Origin of the sequence: Lysinibacillus sphaericus, assembly GCF_000600105.1 — a bacterium.
Lineage (GTDB): Bacteria > Bacillota > Bacilli > Bacillales_A > Planococcaceae > Lysinibacillus > Lysinibacillus sphaericus.
Genome location: NZ_CP006837.1, coordinates 3,396,890 through 3,414,454 on the forward strand (window position 1 = coordinate 3,396,890; position 17,565 = coordinate 3,414,454).

Sequence of the window (17,565 nt, forward strand, 5' to 3'; positions counted from 1 at the left end):
GGGTTTCTGCAAGTTGATTTCTGCTTCGGACTGGAAGCTTTCCGCTCAGCCAGTAAGCCGCAACCCTCGCTAAAAGCGCGGAATGCCCGCGTCTTATGTGCTGTGCTGTCCCGCAGGAGTCTCCAGCCCTTTGCTCCAATCAGGTGAATCTATTTGCAAAGCTATTTCATGTAATGCTCATCAATAATATAAAAAAGACAAAAGGTATCTAGAGCGAACCTCTGGATGCCTTTTGTCGACATTCTGGCTGTCTCCGTATTCGAGACAGCTTTTAATTAGTATAAATTAACGTACTTCTGTTCCTTCAATTGTAGCAATGGCTTTCAATACTTTATTATGCGCAGCAACAACTTCTTCATCTGTTAACGTGCGTTCTGGATCGAAGTATGTGAGGGAGAAAGCAACAGATTTTTTACCTGCCTCCATTTTTTCACCTTCATAAACATCGAACACTTTAATATCCTTCAACAGTTTCACTCCTGCCGAACGAATAACCGTTACTACTTCACCCGCTGTTGTTGCACGATTCATAACAAGTGCGATATCACGAGACATCGCTGGGAAACGAGGCACCGGTTTATAGCCAAGTGGCGCTTCACTTGCATTGGCTTGTAGTAATGCTACTAGATTCATTTCCATCACGTACGTATCTTTTACACCCCATGCTTTTTGCTCCGCTGGATGTAAACCACCGATAATACCCACTTGTTCACCATCTAATAAAATGCTAGCGGTACGACCAGGATGTAAGCCAGCTACTTCTGCTTTCACAAATGTAATGCGCTCTGTTAAACCAAGCTTGCCAATAACACCCTCGATAATACCTTTCAAGACGAAGAAATCAACTTCTTTTTTCTCACCTTGCCAAGCATGATCTAACCATTTACCTGTTAACACAGCTGCTACATGCTCTTCCTCAAACGGTAAGCCCTCTGCTGTTTGACCAAGGAAGACAGAACCAACCTCGTATAATGCTACGCTATCCGCTTTACGTGCTACATTATATGCCGCCGCTTCGATTAAATGTGGAATTAAGCTTTGACGAAGTGTTGAACGTTCTTCACTCATTGGCATTAATAAACGTGTTACGGGCTCCGCTTTTAGTGCAAAGCGTTGTGATAACGCCTCAGACGTTAATGAGTAAGTAACTGCTTGATAAAGCCCCGCACCTTCCATAAAGTTACGTACAACGCGACGATTTGCTTGATACGCTGTCAGTTGTCCAACTTGGTTGGCACCTTCTGGTAAAGTCATAGGGATTTCATCGTAGCCATATAAACGTGCAATCTCTTCAACGATATCTTCCTCGATTTTAATATCTTGACGACGTGTTGGTGCATCAATGATTAATAAGCCATTTGCTGCTTCTACACCGAATTTCAAACGCTCTAAAATCGAAAGCATATCTTCTAATGAAATTTTCATGCCAAGACGTTCGTTAATAAAATCCGGAGAGACTACAACACGTACTGGTGTTTTATCTAATTCATCTACGATACAAGTGCCTTCTAACACTTCACCGCCAGCTAATTCAGCAAGCAATGCTGCTGCACGTTCAGCTGCAGGCACAACACGGTTAGGGTCAACACCTTTTTCAAAGCGAGCTGATGCATCTGAACGAAGACCTAAATTGCGTGAAGTTTGACGTACTGTTAAGCCATCGAAATAAGCAGATTCAATCACAACAGTCGTTGTAGATGCTGTTACTTCCGAATTGGCTCCACCCATTACGCCTGCAATTGCCACTGGCTCTTTGCCATTGGTAATCACTAAATCAGATGCCTTTAATGTACGCTCTTGGTCATCTAAAGTCGTGATTTTTTCACCTTCTGTTGCTTTACGCACAACAATTTCACCTGTTGCTAAGCTATCATAGTCAAATGCATGAAGTGGTTGACCATATTCCATTAAAATATAGTTTGTCACATCGACTACATTATTGTGAGGACGTACGCCAGCTGCCATCAAACGGTGCTGTAACCACATTGGTGATTCTGCAATTTTAACGTTTTTTACAACTTTCGCTACGTACATTGGGTTCGCTTGTAAGTCTTCTACACGAAGCTTTAGTAAATCCTCCGCTTTGTCAGAAGATGTGCTATAAGCGATTTCTGGGTACTTTACTTCCTCTGATAGAATAGCACCAACCTCATAAGCTACCCCTAACATCGAAAGCGCATCTGAGCGGTTTGGTGTTAAACCAAGCTCAAGCACTGTATCACGAAGACCTAAAAGCGCTAGCGCATCAGCGCCCACCTCTGCATCTGCTGGTAACACATAAATGCCCTCTGCATAAGCTTTCGGTACTACTTTCCCTTCAATACCAAGCTCTTGTAATGAACAAATCATACCGTTCGATTCGTGCCCACGTAGTTTTGCTTTTTTAATTTTAATGCCACCTGGTAAATGTGCACCTGGGCGAGCAACAATGACTTTTTGACCTGCATCCACGTTTGGCGCTCCACAAATAATTTGTTGTGGCACTTCTTCTCCAACATCTACTTGGCAAATATTTAATTTATCGGCTTCAGGGTGCTTTTCTTTTGATACAACATAGCCGACTACAATTTTATCCATACCGCTTGCACGGTCAATTACTGCGTCTACTTCAATGCCTGAGCGAGTAATTTTTTCTGCTAATTCTTCAGGCGCTAAGCCTTTTGTACTTACATAATCTTTTAACCATTCTAATGATACTAACATTTATAGTCCCCCTTACGCCTCTGTTCGCTCGAATTGTGATAAGAAACGTGTGTCACTTGTATAGAAATGACGAATATCGTCGACGCCATATTTCAACATAGCGATACGTTCTGCTCCAATACCAAATGCGAAACCAGAAACTTTCTTCGGATCATAACCAGCCATTTCAAGTACATTTGGATGTACCATACCTGCACCTAAAATCTCAATCCAGCCTGTGCCTTTACATACGTTACAACCTGCACCACCGCATTTGAAGCAAGAAATGTCCATCTCAACAGACGGCTCTGTGAATGGGAAGAAACTTGGACGCAAACGAATTTCACGGTCAGCACCGAACATTTTTTTTGCTAGTGTATCTAATGTCCCTTTCAGATCACTCATACGAATATTTTCACCAATAACTAAACCTTCAATTTGCATAAATTGGTGAGAGTGTGTTGCATCATCATTATCACGACGGAATACTTTCCCTGGACAAATAATACGAATTGACTCGCCTTTTTTCGCTTCCATTGTACGTGCCTGAACTGGAGACGTATGTGTACGTAATAATATTTCCTCGGAAATATAGAATGAATCCTGCATATCACGTGCAGGGTGACCTTTTGGTAAATTTAACGCTTCAAAGTTATAGTAATCCTTTTCCACTTCTGGGCCTTCTGCAATTTCATAACCCATACCGACAAATAAATCTTCAATTTCTTCAATAACGCGTGTTAAAGGATGACGGTTACCTACTTTAATAGCACGCCCTGGTAATGTGACATCAATCGACTCACTTGCTAATTTTTCGGCAATTGCCGCTTCTTCTAATACAGTCGCTTTTGTTTCTAACACTGCTGTAACATTTTCACGAACTGTATTTACTAAAGCACCCATTTTTGGACGTTCTTCAGCCGATAATTTCCCCATTCCTTTTAGCAAGTCTGTGATAGGTCCCTTTTTCCCTAAATAAGCGACACGCACATCATTTAATTCTTTTAAATTTGCTGCTGCTTCAATTTTTGCTAGCGCTTCTTGTTCTAACTGCTTTAATTGCTCTTCCATGTAAAAAACCTCCTTAATCATATAAATGCCCGCTTGCTCAAATGGCATAAAAAAACCTCGCCCCCAAAAAAGGGACGAGGACATATTCGCGGTACCACCCTAGTTATTGCGCGCTTTTGGTGCGCACAATCACTTCATTGCCATAACGACTCGATTGAAGCCGGCTTACCTTTACAGCATCTTTTCTTGCTGGTCCCGGTAGCTGCTCGCAGGATGAATTCAAAATTGCATTGGTTCGGCGCTGGCTCTCAATCTCCGGCCTACGCTCCCTGTCGTCCATTCACAATCTTTACTACTTCCTGGTCAAAGCATTTCCTTATACAGAATTACATTTTAAATGTGATTATACAATATGATACCACTTCAAATCAAGGGGCATCTGTGCAAGCTTGACTTTAGCATTGTTCTATCGACGTTGTTGGAAGGTTTACTTTACCGACGATTTACACTTGTTTATCGTTATTCCCTTCCATTATATACCGATTTTTATTTAACAAAGCCATATAACACAATACCTGTTGCAACAGCGACATTTAACGATTCTGCTTGTCCGAAAATGGGAATAATAATGTTTTGATCTGTCATCGCTAATAGTTGTGGATTAATGCCACTGCCTTCATTACCCATCATAATCGCAAATGCACCAGTATGCTGAATTTCATGATACACGACTGCATCCTCATCAAGAGCTGTCCCAAATACAGGTACACCATTGTCCTGAAGCATATCAATCCAATCTTCCAAATCACCGCGGATTACGGGAATATGGAAATGTGACCCTTGGGCAGAACGCAATGTTTTTGGGTTATATAAATCTGCACAACCTTTGCCTAAAATCACTGCATCCAGACCAGCCGCATCCGCTGTTCGGATCATTGTGCCAATATTACCTGGGTCTTGCACAGCATCGATGAGAAGTACCTTGCGCCAAGAAGCCATTGCATCTTCTTCTACCGCTAGCTGTTTGCATACTGCAAAAACTCCTTGAGAGGTCTCTGTTTCCGCAAATTCTTTTGCTACAGCTGCTGTTACTTCCACCATTGCTACATTGTCGATTGGCCATAGCAACGGTAAATCAACACCCTCGCGCACGATTAGCTGTAACACTTGATTCTTGTTTTTCAACGCTTCTTCTACTAAATGGAAGCCTTCCACTAAAAACTCACCCGAACGTTCACGCTCTTTTCGCGTAGTTGCTAGCTTTTTCCAATATTTCACTAACGCATTTTGCGTAGATTCTATTCTTTTCATCGTAGTTTGTACCGCCTTTATCCTATTTACTGTTCATTATTATACAGTAGAAAACCGCAAATTACATAGTCCAGTAAAACACAGTAAATTGTCAGAATTGTTTGCGTGCCAGTCACTCAAACAAACTCACTTTGTTTCTTCCGTTCTCTTTCGAAGTATATAAAGCCTGATCCGCCTTTTTCAAAATCGTCGCATCGGAATCGTTCTCGGTTGCTGTGGCAATGCCGATACTTATCGTAATTCTTCCTGTCTGCCATTGAGCCTGCTCAACCGTTTGACGAAGTTGTTCAGCAATAGTCCAACAATCATCGACACTGGTATCAGGTAAAATGATGACAAATTCTTCCCCACCATAGCGCGCTACTACATCGCTTGGACGAGCTTGTGCATCTAAAATTTGTGCCAATTGGGCAAGCACCTCATCTCCTACTTGATGTCCAAATGTATCATTGACCCTTTTAAAATGATCGATATCCAAAATTAATAGTGAGAAAGGGATCGCCGATTTCCTGAACATAGCAAGCTGTTCTTCAAGCTTTTCTTGAAAAAATCTTCTGTTTTTCAAACCTGTTAGCTTATCCGTAATGGAAAGTTCTACAAGCGTGGCATTCATAGATAGTAACTCTTCTTGTTTGTGCTCAATTGCCAAATGGATTTGCTTTAATTTTGCTAATGCTTGATCCTTTTCTAAATAAGCCGCCTCTAGTTGCTTTTTAGCCGCACGTAATTCTAATTCATAATCAATGCGCTTTTTCATCGGCACTAAAACGCAATCAATACATTCAACCTCTCCCACCGCATACTTCCGACCGTTCAACAGAAAAGGAATGGCTGTACCATTGTCATGCTTTAAACTGATGAATAATTCTTCCACATAATCGTACAAATTAATGGTCGGGTAAAAAAATGAATGAAAAATCATTTTGTTAGGCTTGGACATTAGAATTTCAATATGCTGGTGTAATATATCCACCCGTTCATAACCCATCCACTGCAGAAAGGTCTGATTCACCTCAATCATGATGCCATCAAGTGTAATGGCAATAAATCCACAAGGTGCATAGTTCAATCGTTTATCCATTTCTGATAATAATCCTTTCATTTTCCATTAAAGAAATTGTGTAATTAAGTCAATCGTTTCTTGCGGATGGCTAATATGTGGATAATGGCCTTTTGCTGTCATTAAACGCAACGTGCTAGCTTTTAAATGCTGATGTAGATATTCTGCAACTTCAATCGGAACGATACTATCATCCGAACATTGCATGATTAAAATAGGAATACTTGCCTTAGATAAGTCACTTCGATGATCCGATAAAAAAGTAACTTCCGCAAACTCCCTTGCAATGACTGGGTCTGCTGATTTAAATGTTTGTTCAAGCTCATTTGTAAATTTTGGAGACTCGGGATTATTCATAGCAATAGGCGCTAGAAAACTAGCCCAACCCGAAAAGTTCATTTCCATCATATCTAATATTTCCATAATGTCACTTAGTTCAAATCCACCAACATAGCCATCTCTATCATTTAAATAACGAGGTGAAGGGCCAATCATGATTAGCTTTTCAAAATAATCTGGGCGTTCAATGGAGGCTAGTAAGCCAATCATTGAACTAATAGAATGACCAATAAAAATGACCTGTTGCAGTTCAAGTGTCTCAATGATATCCAAAACATCCTGCTTGTAGCCCTGAAGTGACTGGTATTTTTGAGATTGATAGGCATTAAAATCAGAATTACCTGAACCAACATAATCAAATAAAATAATTTGATAGTGTTCCTCGAATGCAGGTGTAATATAACGCCACATATTTTGATCGCAACCAAATCCATGTGCAAATAAAATTGGTTGCTTCCCTTTGCCGATTATTTTCACATTATTGCGTACAACTACATCCTTCATCGCATTTACTCCCTCTAGAAATATATGTAATATCTCCATTTTGACGATGTATTCAATAATTATCAAGGGAAATAACGAGTATGAAATGAATAATAAAAGGCATTGTGACATAATTTTTTAATAATTTTGAAACAAAGGCTCTGGGTTTTTCCATTTTTGCTGTAAAAATAGCGCTTTTACAAGCGTATAAATTAGTAGCTAGTTACAACGGCAACCCCTGTGTAACAGCACAAAATGGAGGACATGCAAGCTACCGAGAAATCGCCTGTTTATCTTTAAAACATAGCAAAAAAGTGTTAGATTATAAGCGCTCAATCTAACACTTTTTCTCTTAGGTTCCAACTTTACTTTATAAGGGAACTACAGCCACTTTCGAATCGGAGGAATACTTTGCTGGAATCGAAATACATTGAATGGATCGTATTTGGTTTTCACTTCTCTCAACCGTCTGAAATTACGTCCATAGTATGCAGTTGGCCAGTTTTCAATCGATTGATCTGGAAAGTTCACATAATCCCCCATTGTAAACGGGGATAATGTCCTTCTTACATCTTCCACCCACTGAATATTTTCCTTTTCATCTTGAGTTTGTTCCCATGAAGTGATGTACTCTTGGGCAATAAGAGCATCGCGATAGTAATAGGCAGTACGGTTTGGTGCAATGTGGCTAACAGCACCTCTAAGCGATTGGTGCCAGATGCTCGCATTTCTGTTAGGTGCATTTGCTAAAAATTGCTTCATAGTCAAGATGGCAGCATGCGGAAATGGTTTTTCAATAAAGGAACCTGATCTTTTACGGAGTGCCGGCTGGTTACCACTCGGAACATCAAAAAATCGAACTGCTTTCATATAAGGCACTTCTTTTATCCATAGATCCGTTGGTGACCCGCTTTTTCTTAATGGTCGTAACAGCTTTTTTAATTCTGATGGTGCGCCAACAAATATACCTTGCACAACAACTTCCCCCACTTCCTTTGCTTTTAACTCTATTTGTGAGGTTAAACGTTCATCTGTAAAAGGCGCCCATTTTTGCCATGCATCAAAAGCAATCTCAAAATCATCCCAGTCCCATGAAATATGGAAAAGAGACACTTTCGCTATAGGATGTAACTTAAATGTAAGTGCTGTAACAACTCCGAAATTCCCCCCACCGCCACCACAGCTAGCCCAAAATAAATCACTATTCATCTGCCGATTTGCTCGAATCAGCTCCGCTCCTTGATGGCCACTCGCTCCAACCATTTCAATTTCCATTAATTGATCGCAAGTAAGCCCAAAAGGACGAGAAAGCATACCGATACCTCCACCAAGCGTTAAACCCACAATTCCTACACTACTTTCAGTTCCTCCTGGAATTGTCATACCATGTTCCCATAATGTACGGTATACTTGCCCTAAGTTCGCACCCGCCTCAATGCGAGCAGTTCCATAATCTAAATTAATGGTTATGTCGTTCATTTCACTCACATCAATGACTAGACCGTGATTGATTAAGGAATAATTTTCATAACTATGACGCCCACTCCTTATTCGGAAGTCCTCATTATTTTCCCTAACCCATCTTAAAGCGTTCACGACATCTTTTGTCCTTTGGCAAAAGACAATTTTACTCGGGAATTTTGGCAAACTTAAGTTATTATTTGTCCTCGCTTCATCGTAATCTGGATCACCTGGACTAACAATTCTTCCTGTGAGCTTTACTTTCTTCAACATACAGCCCCTTTCTCCAATAATGCAATGTGCATGTACTATACTATGTATATTTAATGAGGAAAAAATATGCATTTTAAAATGGGAAAGAATGAAAAATAACATGGCATTTCATCATCAGCTATCCATTTTGTTTCATATGATGCATTAACAAAACCTATTAGGGGGAGAACAATGTTAATACATGTAGTTAGTGCGGGTGAAACATTATGGCACATTGCAAACCGTTATGCTGCGCCACTGCAAGCAATTACTCATTTAAATGCGTTACCTAACCCAAATCAATTAATAATCGGACAATCACTCGTTATTCCTTCTGCTTACACAACGCATATCGTCAAAAAAGGTGAAACATTATCGACGATTGCCAAACAATATAACATATCAATGCAATCAATTATTCATATGAATCACCTTACGAATCCAGATGTTTTAACACCTGGAACAAAACTGATTATTCCGCCCATTACACATACTGTACAAGCTGGCGAAACATTATCACAAATCGCTAGCAACTATGGTACAACTGTTCAAGCGATTGTAGAAGAAAAATAGCATAACAAACCCAAATATGATTTATGTCGGTTCACAGTTAGTTATTCCTAGAGCCAAGCCTACTATTGAAGTTAATGCTTATACGTATCAACCGCCTGAAGAAGCTGTTCAGTCATTGCATGCAATCGGTCATCTTCTCACTTTTTTTAGCCCGTTTGCTTATATGATAGAGGAAGACGGTACATTACAACCGATTAATGATCAAGCAATGATTGACGAAGCACAATCGCAAAACATCCTACCAATGCTAACTATTACAAATTTTACGTCTACAGAAAGCGGCTCCAACTTAGCCCATATTATTTTATCTAACGAACAGTTACGTGTAAAAGTGATGGATACTATCTTACATGTGATGCAGGATAAAGGCTATAAAGTGTTAAACATAGACTTTGAAAACGTTCTACCAACAGACCGAGAACTATACAACCAATTCCTTCAATTAGCCGTTGATCGTCTGCACCCGCAAGGTTATTTAGTATCAACTGCACTTGCTCCAAAAACAAGGTCTTCTCCAGCAGGGTCAACATATGAAGCATTTGATTATGAGGCTCATGGCAAAATTGTGGATTTTGTTGTGTTAATGACCTATGAATGGGGCTATCGCCTTGGACCTCCACAGGCCATTTCGCCCATCAATGAAATAAAGAAAGTTGTAGAATACGCTCTAACAGTAATACCCGCTAATAAAATTTTTTTAGGCTTTCAAATTTATGCGCGAGATTGGCTAGTTCCTCATGTCAAAGGGCAAGAAGCAGAAACCTTTAGCCCGCAAGAGGCCATTAGAAGAGCCAAACAATTTGGCGCTACTATTCAATATGATCGCACTACACAATCACCATTTTTCCGCTACGTTGATCAGCAAGGAAGAAATCATGAGGTTTGGTTTGAAGACGCCAGAAGCGCACAAGCTAAATTCGATCTACTCAAGCAGTATCATCTTCGTGGTGTGAGCTATTGGGCTTTAGGTTTTCCATTCCCTCAAAATTGGGCACTATTAGAAAATGATTTCTCTATAAAAAAATAAGGACTACTACTAGAATTTCCCGAAACGCTATCTTTCATAAGCTTTTATGAATCTTTGCCAAACCTTTTGACATTCCTTCATGAATTTCTTACGTTTCCCTAGTATTTCCCATGATAAAAATAGCACTTGAAAGCCATATTAAGAAATATCAAAACTGAAAGGAGACAGCACACATGGGAAGAGATAATAAACAAGGGAAAAGCCAAAATAAAGGCTCATTACCACAGACACCAAAAAACCAAAAAATCGCACCTGATAAAGTAAAAGAAGAGTTTTCCCAAGAATTCACAGAACTTATTAATGCTGTGACGAAAAACAAGCAAAAAAAATAAGGGGGTATTCAATTGGAGTATCAACGCGCACAAGAAATTGTTGCCTCTCCATCGGAATATGAAGTGAGCTACAATGGCGTTTCGATATGGATTGACAAGCTACATGATGATCGCAAAACAGCCACTGTTCATTTACGACGCTCGCTAGAAGAACGCTCTGAAGTCAATATTTCAGAACTGAAAGAAGAATACCTCGTTCATTAAAAAAATAAGGACTCCCCAAAAATCCGCATTGTACTTAATTAGATGCAACCTTGTTGCAGCCTAATTAAGTCAAAGCGGATTTACCATTTTCATTTACTATCTTTTTAAATGCTGTATTCTTCCCCGTATTTAAAACGCTCTAAAATATCATTTGCATGCATATGTAAGTCATTAAACGTTGTTGCAAGCTGTTCAGCTGAAATAGGCTTACTAAATAAATAACCTTGTATATAATCGCAATCCCCTGCAACAAGGAAAGCAAGTTGTGCAATTTCCTCTATCCCCTCAGCGACAACTTTTAAACGTAAATGCTTTGCCATTGAAAGGATCATGGATACAAGCGCTTCATCATTTGGGTCATGTTGAATATTATGTACGAAAGCACGATCAATTTTTAAACAGTCGATTGGAAAATCTTTTAAATACGACAAAGACGAGTAACCTGTCCCAAAATCATCGACAGCTATTTGAATCCCTAGTGCTTTTAATTCATGTAAAAGCTGCGTCATTTGATCTATATTCATTGTCATACTTTCTGTAATTTCCAATTGAAGATAGCTTGGTTCCAACTTACTTCGTTGTAAAATCTCTCTCACCATTTGTACTAAATCTTGCTGAAATAATTGGCCAAGAGATAAATTAACAGCAACTTTCATTGGCGGCAAACCTTGCGCTTCCCATGCTTTTACTTGCAAGCATGCTGTTTCAAGAATCCATTTTCCCAGAGGAATAATAAGCCCTGACTCTTCTGCTATCTCGATAAACGTATCAGGTGGGACAAGTCCACGCTCTGGGTGACGCCAGCGCACTAGCGCCTCGACTGATTCTATTTTTCCTGTTTTCAAGTTAATTTGTGGCTGATAAACCAAATAAAACTCCTGTCGCTCGAGCGCCCTATGTAACTCCTGCTCTAGTAAAATACGATCTGCCACACCGGTTGACATATGCTGTTGGTAAAAAAGAAGTCGTTGCGGTAATTGACTCGCTTCACGCATCGCTAGCTGTGCATGCGTCAATAATTGTTCAGCCGTACAATTGGCGTCATTGAATGCAATGCCAATATTGACATTGCCTTTTAATGAAAAAAGTTGTACTTGCAGCGGCTGATTCATAACGTTTTTTAAATTCAAACAAAACTGGATCAATTCTTCTTTTGTTTGTACATGATGAATAAAAATGACAAACTGGCTCTCCCGTAACTTTGTGGCAAAATAATGGGGTGGTAGCATCGCTTGAATTCTTTCAGCTACAAGTTTCATCATCTTATTGGAATAACTAATGCCTAAGGAGTCACTAATAGTTGCTAGACGATCAATTTCAATGGAGATAATGGCCTGTTGTTGCCTACCATCCTTATGTAGCTTCTCCTTTAATGTTTTTAAAAGAAGACGCTCATTCGGAAGTTGGGTAATATCATCATGATAAGCTTGAAAAGTTAGCTCCTGTTGCGATTGTTCCAAGTCTAGCTTAATTTTTAATAGCTGTTGATAGGGCTTTTCAACTGACGTATAGTAAATTGCCTTTAGAAAAATATAATACGCAAAAAATTGATAAAAGAGTGCAGCGAACATCCAAATACCACTGAAGTTATAGCTACAAACAAATAACAAATCACTCAAAATCAAATAAGCAGACCCACTCATTAGCCATCCAGTTTGTTTTGGTGCCTCCTTATAATGCTTGCTTAAAGAATAGATTGAAACACCTTGTAAAACCGCAGTCAATAATTGCGCGCTATTTTGTATTGTTGTCACTAATGGGCTATCATCAATAAAAGGCTGTGCCTTATACAACATGATGAGTACCAGTGCAACAGATAAAACCGCAATGCCATAAGCAATCCTACGATGTGCCAACGTTAACTTTTTTCTAGGCTTTACAATCATTAGTAATACACCAATTATTAAAGCAAAGCGCATGAAAATCTGTATCCAAACGCTTAGTAACATTATGTCTAGGCTTTGAGAAACTGCTAAGACAATGTTCGCAATTTCTAACAAAGCAACAACAAAAAATATACTACCTATGTATAATGTTTGATTTGATAATAGCTGTGAAAAGATTAACCATGAATGAATAGCAATGGTCATAGTAAATACAACGATAAAAATTTTCATGATTAAACTTAAATAAACAAAGCTACCCTCAAAAATAGCAAAAAGCTGATGGTTAAAAACGATTAGTGGTAGTAATAGTAGCAACGGTATCGCACTAAATCCAAGCTCCTTTTTGTCTATAACTATATTATTACGCGCGTTTTCCAATACTAACCCTCCATACCAAGTTATACTCATTTTAAATAGACGGGTATATATACCCATTAATTCATAGTAACGACATTGAAATTGTATATATCTTAGACTTCTTACAAATCATAGCACTTTTATTAGACTTTGTATGCATCAAGCGAAAGTATGCTAATATTCAATTTATTTTGATATTAGCATACTTTTACTATCTTTTTGTAGTAATTTCTTTATCGATGGTAGAGACTACGGAGCTTATATATCAGTCTTGTGCGTCTCTTTTTGACTGCAGCAACAGACAGAGATAGTTCTTTAGCTATTTCATCATACGTATAGCCTTCTAGGTAATAAAGTTGCAGTATCTTTCGGTCTACCTCTTTTAAATTACCCATGATTGTATCTACTAATAAACAAGCCTCTAGTCGGTTAATCTGTTCCTTCTGACATCTTATACTGTTTAATTTGTCGTCAGCTACAAATGTCACGTTGTCTTGGAATTGTTTATTCTTTGTCAGTTCTTTCAAAATTTCCCCTTTAACAGTTGAATAAATATATGCAGAAAACTGCCCGTTCGATGGATTGGCCTTTTGATAAGCTTTCCACACAGCAATTGCTGCAATATGGCGATAATACGCAAAGTCTTTGTAAATATGGCACTTTAATAAAATAGAAGTAATCATCGGTTGGACTAATTCTAATATTTCCTCAAATGGCTGTTGTGGCGAAAGAAGTTGTTTGTACTTGTCTTGTGACACTATTACTTTCCTAACGACTTGTGCACAGTCCATTATTCCTAGGTGATACTAGCTTAACGTGCGTCTACCAAATCGTCGACAAACGCTTTTATAAAAAATCATCAACGAAACTTTTAAAAAATCGCCTTAATTTAGCACAAATAATAAGAAGTATTTAAACAAATCATATGTTTTACCTTCATTTAATACATATTTCTTTTTTCGCTGGACACATTATGACTAAGGAGGCGAAATAGATGAATTTTCAAATAAGAGATGCCATTTCAGCAAACGTACATGGGCAATCCGCAGCAGAATTTAAGGATATAGTGCAAGATGCTATTTCACGTGGTGAGGAGCATCTACTACCTGGGCTTGGTGTATTTTTCGAAAAATGGTGGCAACAATCAACTGCTGAAGAACAAGATGCATTCGTTCAAAAGCTTGAAAAAGTATTTGCACACTGATTTTTTATGAACACTTCATTCCAATTCCACTAATCGCATGATAAATTAGATTTATCAGAAAGTTTGGAGGGATTGGAATGACTGTTGCAATAGAGCTACTAGTAAATCAACTTAGAGAGGTATTATCGGATGAGCAAGTGTCGACAAACGACACAATACGAGAACTACATGGCAAAGATGAATCTCATCATGCGATGAATTTACCTGATATCGTCGTCTTCCCACGTTCTACAGGAGACGTAAGTGCCATCATGAAAATCGCACATGCTAATCTTATACCCGTTGTCCCATTTGGTGTTGGCTCAAGTTTAGAAGGCAATGCTATTCCGATTGAAAAAGGGATATCTATCGATTTTTCTGAAATGAATGCAATTTTAGAGATTCGTCCAGAAGATTTATTAGTGAAAGTGCAACCAGGTGTGACACGTGCACAATTAAATAAAGAACTTAAAAAACATGGGCTACAATTTACGGTAGATCCTGGAGCAGATGCGACACTTGGTGGTATGGCTGCAACAAACGCCAGCGGTACGACAGCAGTTCGTTACGGTGTAATGCGCGACCAAGTACGGGATTTAGAAGTAGTACTTGCTGACGGAACTGTAATTCATACGGGCAACTTAGCAGCGAAATCTTCTTCTGGCTATCATTTGAACGGTTTATTTGTTGGTTCAGAAGGTACGTTAGGATGCTTTACAGAGCTGACATTGCAAGTTTACGGTATTCCAGAATTCGTGACTGCTGGCCGTGCTGTCTTTGAAACAGTGGGCGATGCTGTCAGTGCAGTAGCCGCATTATTACAGGCTGGCATCTCCGTTGGTCGCGTTGAACTAGTCGATGAAGCTTCTATTACACAAGTGAATATTTATAATGAAACAACGTATGATGAAAAACCTACGCTATTTTTAGAATTCCACGGCAACGATGCAGGTATGCGTGCAGATATTGAATTTGCTACAGAAATCTTTGAGGATTTCGGCTGTAAGAGTGTCCAATTTGAACAAGACAATGCAGCACGCAATAAGCTGTGGGAGGCACGTCATTCTTTAGCCTATGCATATATTCATGCGTACCCTGGTAAAAAACTAATGTCAACTGACGTATGTGTACCGATTTCAAAATTGGCAGAAACGATACTCTATGCACGCGAACAATTAAATACTGTCGGTCTAGTAGGAGGCATTGTCGGACATGTCGGAGACGGCAATTTCCATGCTCTATTAATGTTAGACCCAACGAATGCACAGGAACAGGCTCAAGCTGACCGTTTTAACGAACATATTGTACAGTATGCATTGCTTCGCGGTGGAACTTGTACAGGAGAACATGGTGTAGGGATTGGGAAGATGAAATATCAATCAATGGAGCACGGTGCCTCATTACTTGTTATGAAAAGCATTAAGGCAGCACTTGACCCACATAATATTATGAATCCAGGGAAAATTTTCAACTTGTAGTAGCGATATATTTTCACTTTCATTAATTGAGAAAAAACACGACCCCTCCAACTAAGGAGAAGGTCGTGTTTTTAACGTGATTAAAGGTGACAGGCACCTGTTTCACGTTCTGTACCAAGTGCACGTGGAACCATTGTTTCGACGAGATAATCTTCTTCTTCGTAAATGATTTTTTTCAGCTCAATGCCAAAAAACTCCTTCATCCGAGACTCTGTCATGACCTCTTGTACATTGCCGTAAACAACATCTTTTTCTTTCGCAGTCATTAGCACACGATCTGCAAGGTAAAAGGCGTGGTTCGGATAGTGTGTATTAATAATACAAGAGATTCCTCGCTCCTGTGATAAGCGTTTGATTGTTTGCAATATGACAATTTGCTTTTGAATATCTAAATGTGATTCAGGTTCATCCAAAATTAACACTTCAGGATTTGATACGAGCGTACGTGCAATTAAAGCCAACTGTAGCTCTCCACCACTAATTTCATTACATGATTTTTTAGCAAGGTGTTCTATTCCAATCGTCTTCAGTGCCATATGCGCCGCTTCCATATCCTTTGCTGAAGGCTGTGCCAATGTACTAATATACGGAGCACGCCCCATGACAACAAGCTCCTCTACTGTAAAACCAAATACCATCTTATGCGCTTGCGGCACATAACCGACCCGCTTCCATAGCTCTTTTCGATTCATTGCTGCAAGAGGTTTACCATCAATCATCGTCTTGCCTGTTTTCCACTCTAGAAGCCCTGTAATACACTTCAGCATGGTCGTTTTCCCCGCACCGTTCGGGCCAAGAATAGCCATTATTTCACCAGACGCTAAGGTGAAATGAATATCTTTAGCATATAAATTAGGCATTTTTGAACGACGTTGCTCATAATAATAATTGCCGCCGACCACTTCGATTTTCATCACCAGCCACCTCCTGAACGACGTAATAAATAAGCAAAGAATGGTGCACCAATAATAGCTGTTAAAATAGATAATGGAATTTCTGTTGCCGTTATTGAGCGTGCTAAATCATCAATTATTAATAAATACACACTGCCGATTGCAACAGATACAGGTAGAACATATTGATTGTTGTTACCAACAAGCATGCGTGCAACATGGGGAATAATTAAACCAACCCAGCCCACAATGCCCGCCACAGCCACAGAGGCTGCTGTAATAAGAGTGGCACCAAATATAACGAACCATTTTAAGCGCGCAACTGGAATCCCCATTGACTTTGCTTCATCCTCTGGCAATGTTAAAATATTTAATCGCCAACGCAGTACATACAAAATCAGAATACCTATAAGGATAAGCGGACCACCGATTAATAAATCCTTATAGGTCGCTGTGCCCAAACTGCCCATTAGCCAATAGGTAATGGCTGGTAGTTTTTCTTCCGGATCTGCAACAAATTTTATAAGGGAAATCAACGCATTAAAAAGTGCTGATGTAACGACACCAGCCAAAACGAACATAAAAATAGGCGCATTTTTTCTTGCTCCTGCCACTAAAAATGTAAAACCAATTGCACCCAGACCAAAAAGAAGTGCCATTATTTGTGCCGAAAAGTTTTGACCAAATAATAAAATCCCTAAAGATGCCCCAAAACCTGCACCAGCTGAAACACCTAAAATATCTGGTGATACTAATGGATTACCAAACATACCTTGGAAACCTGCACCTGCTATCGCTAAGCCCCCGCCAATTAATAGCGCAAGCAAAATACGCGGTAACCGAACATTCATAACAACGGTCTCTTCCATCTTCGTCCAAGTTTGTTCAAGTGGAAACACTTGTGATGTTAATATTTTTATAATATGGTCTAGCCCCACTTCAAAACGACCAACACCGAGTGAAACGATGGCTACAATTATTGGTAGCAACCATAACAATGCAACAATCCATTTTTTCATCTAACCATCAATCC

General features: G+C 39.3%; 14 protein-coding genes and 1 pseudogene. 5 read left to right on the top strand and 10 right to left on the bottom strand.

The annotated features are described in order from the left end of the window. Positions 1-285: 285 nt before the first annotated feature. The 6 genes from pheT to T479_RS16455 form a co-directional block, all read right to left on the bottom strand. On the bottom strand, positions 286-2,703 hold the full coding sequence (gene pheT, locus T479_RS16430; RefSeq protein WP_025220274.1) for a phenylalanine--tRNA ligase subunit beta: 2,418 nt from the start codon (positions 2,701-2,703) through the stop codon (positions 286-288). 12 nt (positions 2,704-2,715) lie between these two features. After that, positions 2,716-3,753: a phenylalanine--tRNA ligase subunit alpha gene (gene pheS / locus T479_RS16435; RefSeq protein WP_024363852.1), complete on the bottom strand. Its 1,038-nt coding sequence runs from the start codon at positions 3,751-3,753 to the stop codon at positions 2,716-2,718. 486 nt (positions 3,754-4,239) lie between these two features. Beyond that, positions 4,240-5,004, bottom strand: coding sequence for a TrmH family RNA methyltransferase (locus tag T479_RS16440; RefSeq protein ID WP_025220275.1), 765 nt, complete (start codon positions 5,002-5,004; stop codon positions 4,240-4,242). Positions 5,005-5,116: 112 nt separating this feature from the next. Further along, on the bottom strand, positions 5,117-6,085 hold the full coding sequence (locus T479_RS16445; protein WP_038509874.1) for a sensor domain-containing diguanylate cyclase: 969 nt from the start codon (positions 6,083-6,085) through the stop codon (positions 5,117-5,119). A gap of 27 nt (positions 6,086-6,112) precedes the next feature. Continuing rightward, complete coding sequence (locus T479_RS16450) at positions 6,113-6,907, bottom strand: alpha/beta fold hydrolase (protein WP_024363850.1); 795 nt, start codon at positions 6,905-6,907, stop codon at positions 6,113-6,115. Positions 6,908-7,267: 360 nt separating this feature from the next. Beyond that, the gene (locus tag T479_RS16455) at positions 7,268-8,617 is read right to left on the bottom strand and encodes an FAD-binding oxidoreductase (RefSeq protein WP_025220276.1); all 1,350 of its coding nucleotides are present in this window, start codon (positions 8,615-8,617) and stop codon (positions 7,268-7,270) included. 174 nt (positions 8,618-8,791) lie between these two features. On the opposite strand from T479_RS16455, the pseudogene T479_RS16460 reads away from it, so the two are divergent. From T479_RS16460 to T479_RS16465, 3 genes and pseudogenes are all read left to right on the top strand, one after another. After that, positions 8,792-10,199 (top strand): annotated as a pseudogene (locus T479_RS16460) (LysM peptidoglycan-binding domain-containing protein). 173 nt (positions 10,200-10,372) lie between these two features. Continuing rightward, entirely contained in the window at positions 10,373-10,531 is a 159-nt protein-coding gene (locus T479_RS23590; protein ID WP_105928897.1) for a YfhD family protein, read from the top strand. A 12-nt stretch (positions 10,532-10,543) separates the two neighbouring features. Further along, on the top strand, positions 10,544-10,735 hold the full coding sequence (locus tag T479_RS16465) for an H-type small acid-soluble spore protein (protein ID WP_024363847.1): 192 nt from the start codon (positions 10,544-10,546) through the stop codon (positions 10,733-10,735). 104 nt (positions 10,736-10,839) lie between these two features. On the opposite strand, the gene T479_RS16470 is transcribed toward T479_RS16465, so the two are convergent. Both T479_RS16470 and T479_RS16475 read right to left on the bottom strand, forming a co-directional pair. After that, positions 10,840-12,999, bottom strand: coding sequence for a bifunctional diguanylate cyclase/phosphodiesterase (locus T479_RS16470; protein ID WP_025220277.1), 2,160 nt, complete (start codon positions 12,997-12,999; stop codon positions 10,840-10,842). Positions 13,000-13,211: 212 nt separating this feature from the next. Next, the gene (locus tag T479_RS16475) at positions 13,212-13,736 is read right to left on the bottom strand and encodes a sigma-70 family RNA polymerase sigma factor (RefSeq protein WP_025220278.1); all 525 of its coding nucleotides are present in this window, start codon (positions 13,734-13,736) and stop codon (positions 13,212-13,214) included. Positions 13,737-13,972: 236 nt separating this feature from the next. Here T479_RS16475 and sspI point away from each other — a divergent pair, with 236 nt between their 5' ends. Continuing rightward, positions 13,973-14,182 carry a small acid-soluble spore protein SspI gene (gene sspI / locus T479_RS16480; protein WP_024363844.1) on the top strand — a complete coding sequence of 70 codons (210 nt, stop codon included), beginning with the start codon at positions 13,973-13,975 and terminating at the stop codon, positions 14,180-14,182. A 77-nt stretch (positions 14,183-14,259) separates the two neighbouring features. Further along, positions 14,260-15,639 carry an FAD-binding oxidoreductase gene (locus T479_RS16485; RefSeq protein WP_025220279.1) on the top strand — a complete coding sequence of 460 codons (1,380 nt, stop codon included), beginning with the start codon at positions 14,260-14,262 and terminating at the stop codon, positions 15,637-15,639. Positions 15,640-15,719: 80 nt separating this feature from the next. Here T479_RS16485 and T479_RS16490 read toward each other — a convergent pair whose 3' ends face one another. Both T479_RS16490 and T479_RS16495 read right to left on the bottom strand, forming a co-directional pair. Beyond that, positions 15,720-16,553 (bottom strand): ABC transporter ATP-binding protein, encoded by an 834-nt coding sequence (locus tag T479_RS16490; protein ID WP_025220280.1) that lies wholly within the window; start codon positions 16,551-16,553, stop codon positions 15,720-15,722. After that, positions 16,553-17,551 (bottom strand): FecCD family ABC transporter permease, encoded by a 999-nt coding sequence (locus T479_RS16495; protein WP_025220281.1) that lies wholly within the window; start codon positions 17,549-17,551, stop codon positions 16,553-16,555. Before T479_RS16495 ends, T479_RS16490 begins: the two co-directional genes overlap by 1 nt. Between the last annotated feature and the right edge of the window lie 14 nt (positions 17,552-17,565).

Coding starts and splice junctions, on each gene's coding strand:
- pheT (WP_025220274.1), bottom strand. CDS start 2,703: ATGTTAGTATCATTAGAATGGTTAAAAGATTATGTAAGTACAAAAGGC.
- T479_RS16450 (WP_024363850.1), bottom strand. CDS start 6,907: ATGAAGGATGTAGTTGTACGCAATAATGTGAAAATAATCGGCAAAGGG.
- T479_RS16445 (WP_038509874.1), bottom strand. CDS start 6,085: ATGGATAAACGATTGAACTATGCACCTTGTGGATTTATTGCCATTACA.
- sspI (WP_024363844.1), top strand. CDS start 13,973: ATGAATTTTCAAATAAGAGATGCCATTTCAGCAAACGTACATGGGCAA.
- T479_RS16485 (WP_025220279.1), top strand. CDS start 14,260: ATGACTGTTGCAATAGAGCTACTAGTAAATCAACTTAGAGAGGTATTA.
- pheS (WP_024363852.1), bottom strand. CDS start 3,753: ATGGAAGAGCAATTAAAGCAGTTAGAACAAGAAGCGCTAGCAAAAATT.
- T479_RS16440 (WP_025220275.1), bottom strand. CDS start 5,004: ATGAAAAGAATAGAATCTACGCAAAATGCGTTAGTGAAATATTGGAAA.
- T479_RS23590 (WP_105928897.1), top strand. CDS start 10,373: ATGGGAAGAGATAATAAACAAGGGAAAAGCCAAAATAAAGGCTCATTA.
- T479_RS16490 (WP_025220280.1), bottom strand. CDS start 16,553: ATGAAAATCGAAGTGGTCGGCGGCAATTATTATTATGAGCAACGTCGT.
- T479_RS16495 (WP_025220281.1), bottom strand. CDS start 17,551: ATGAAAAAATGGATTGTTGCATTGTTATGGTTGCTACCAATAATTGTA.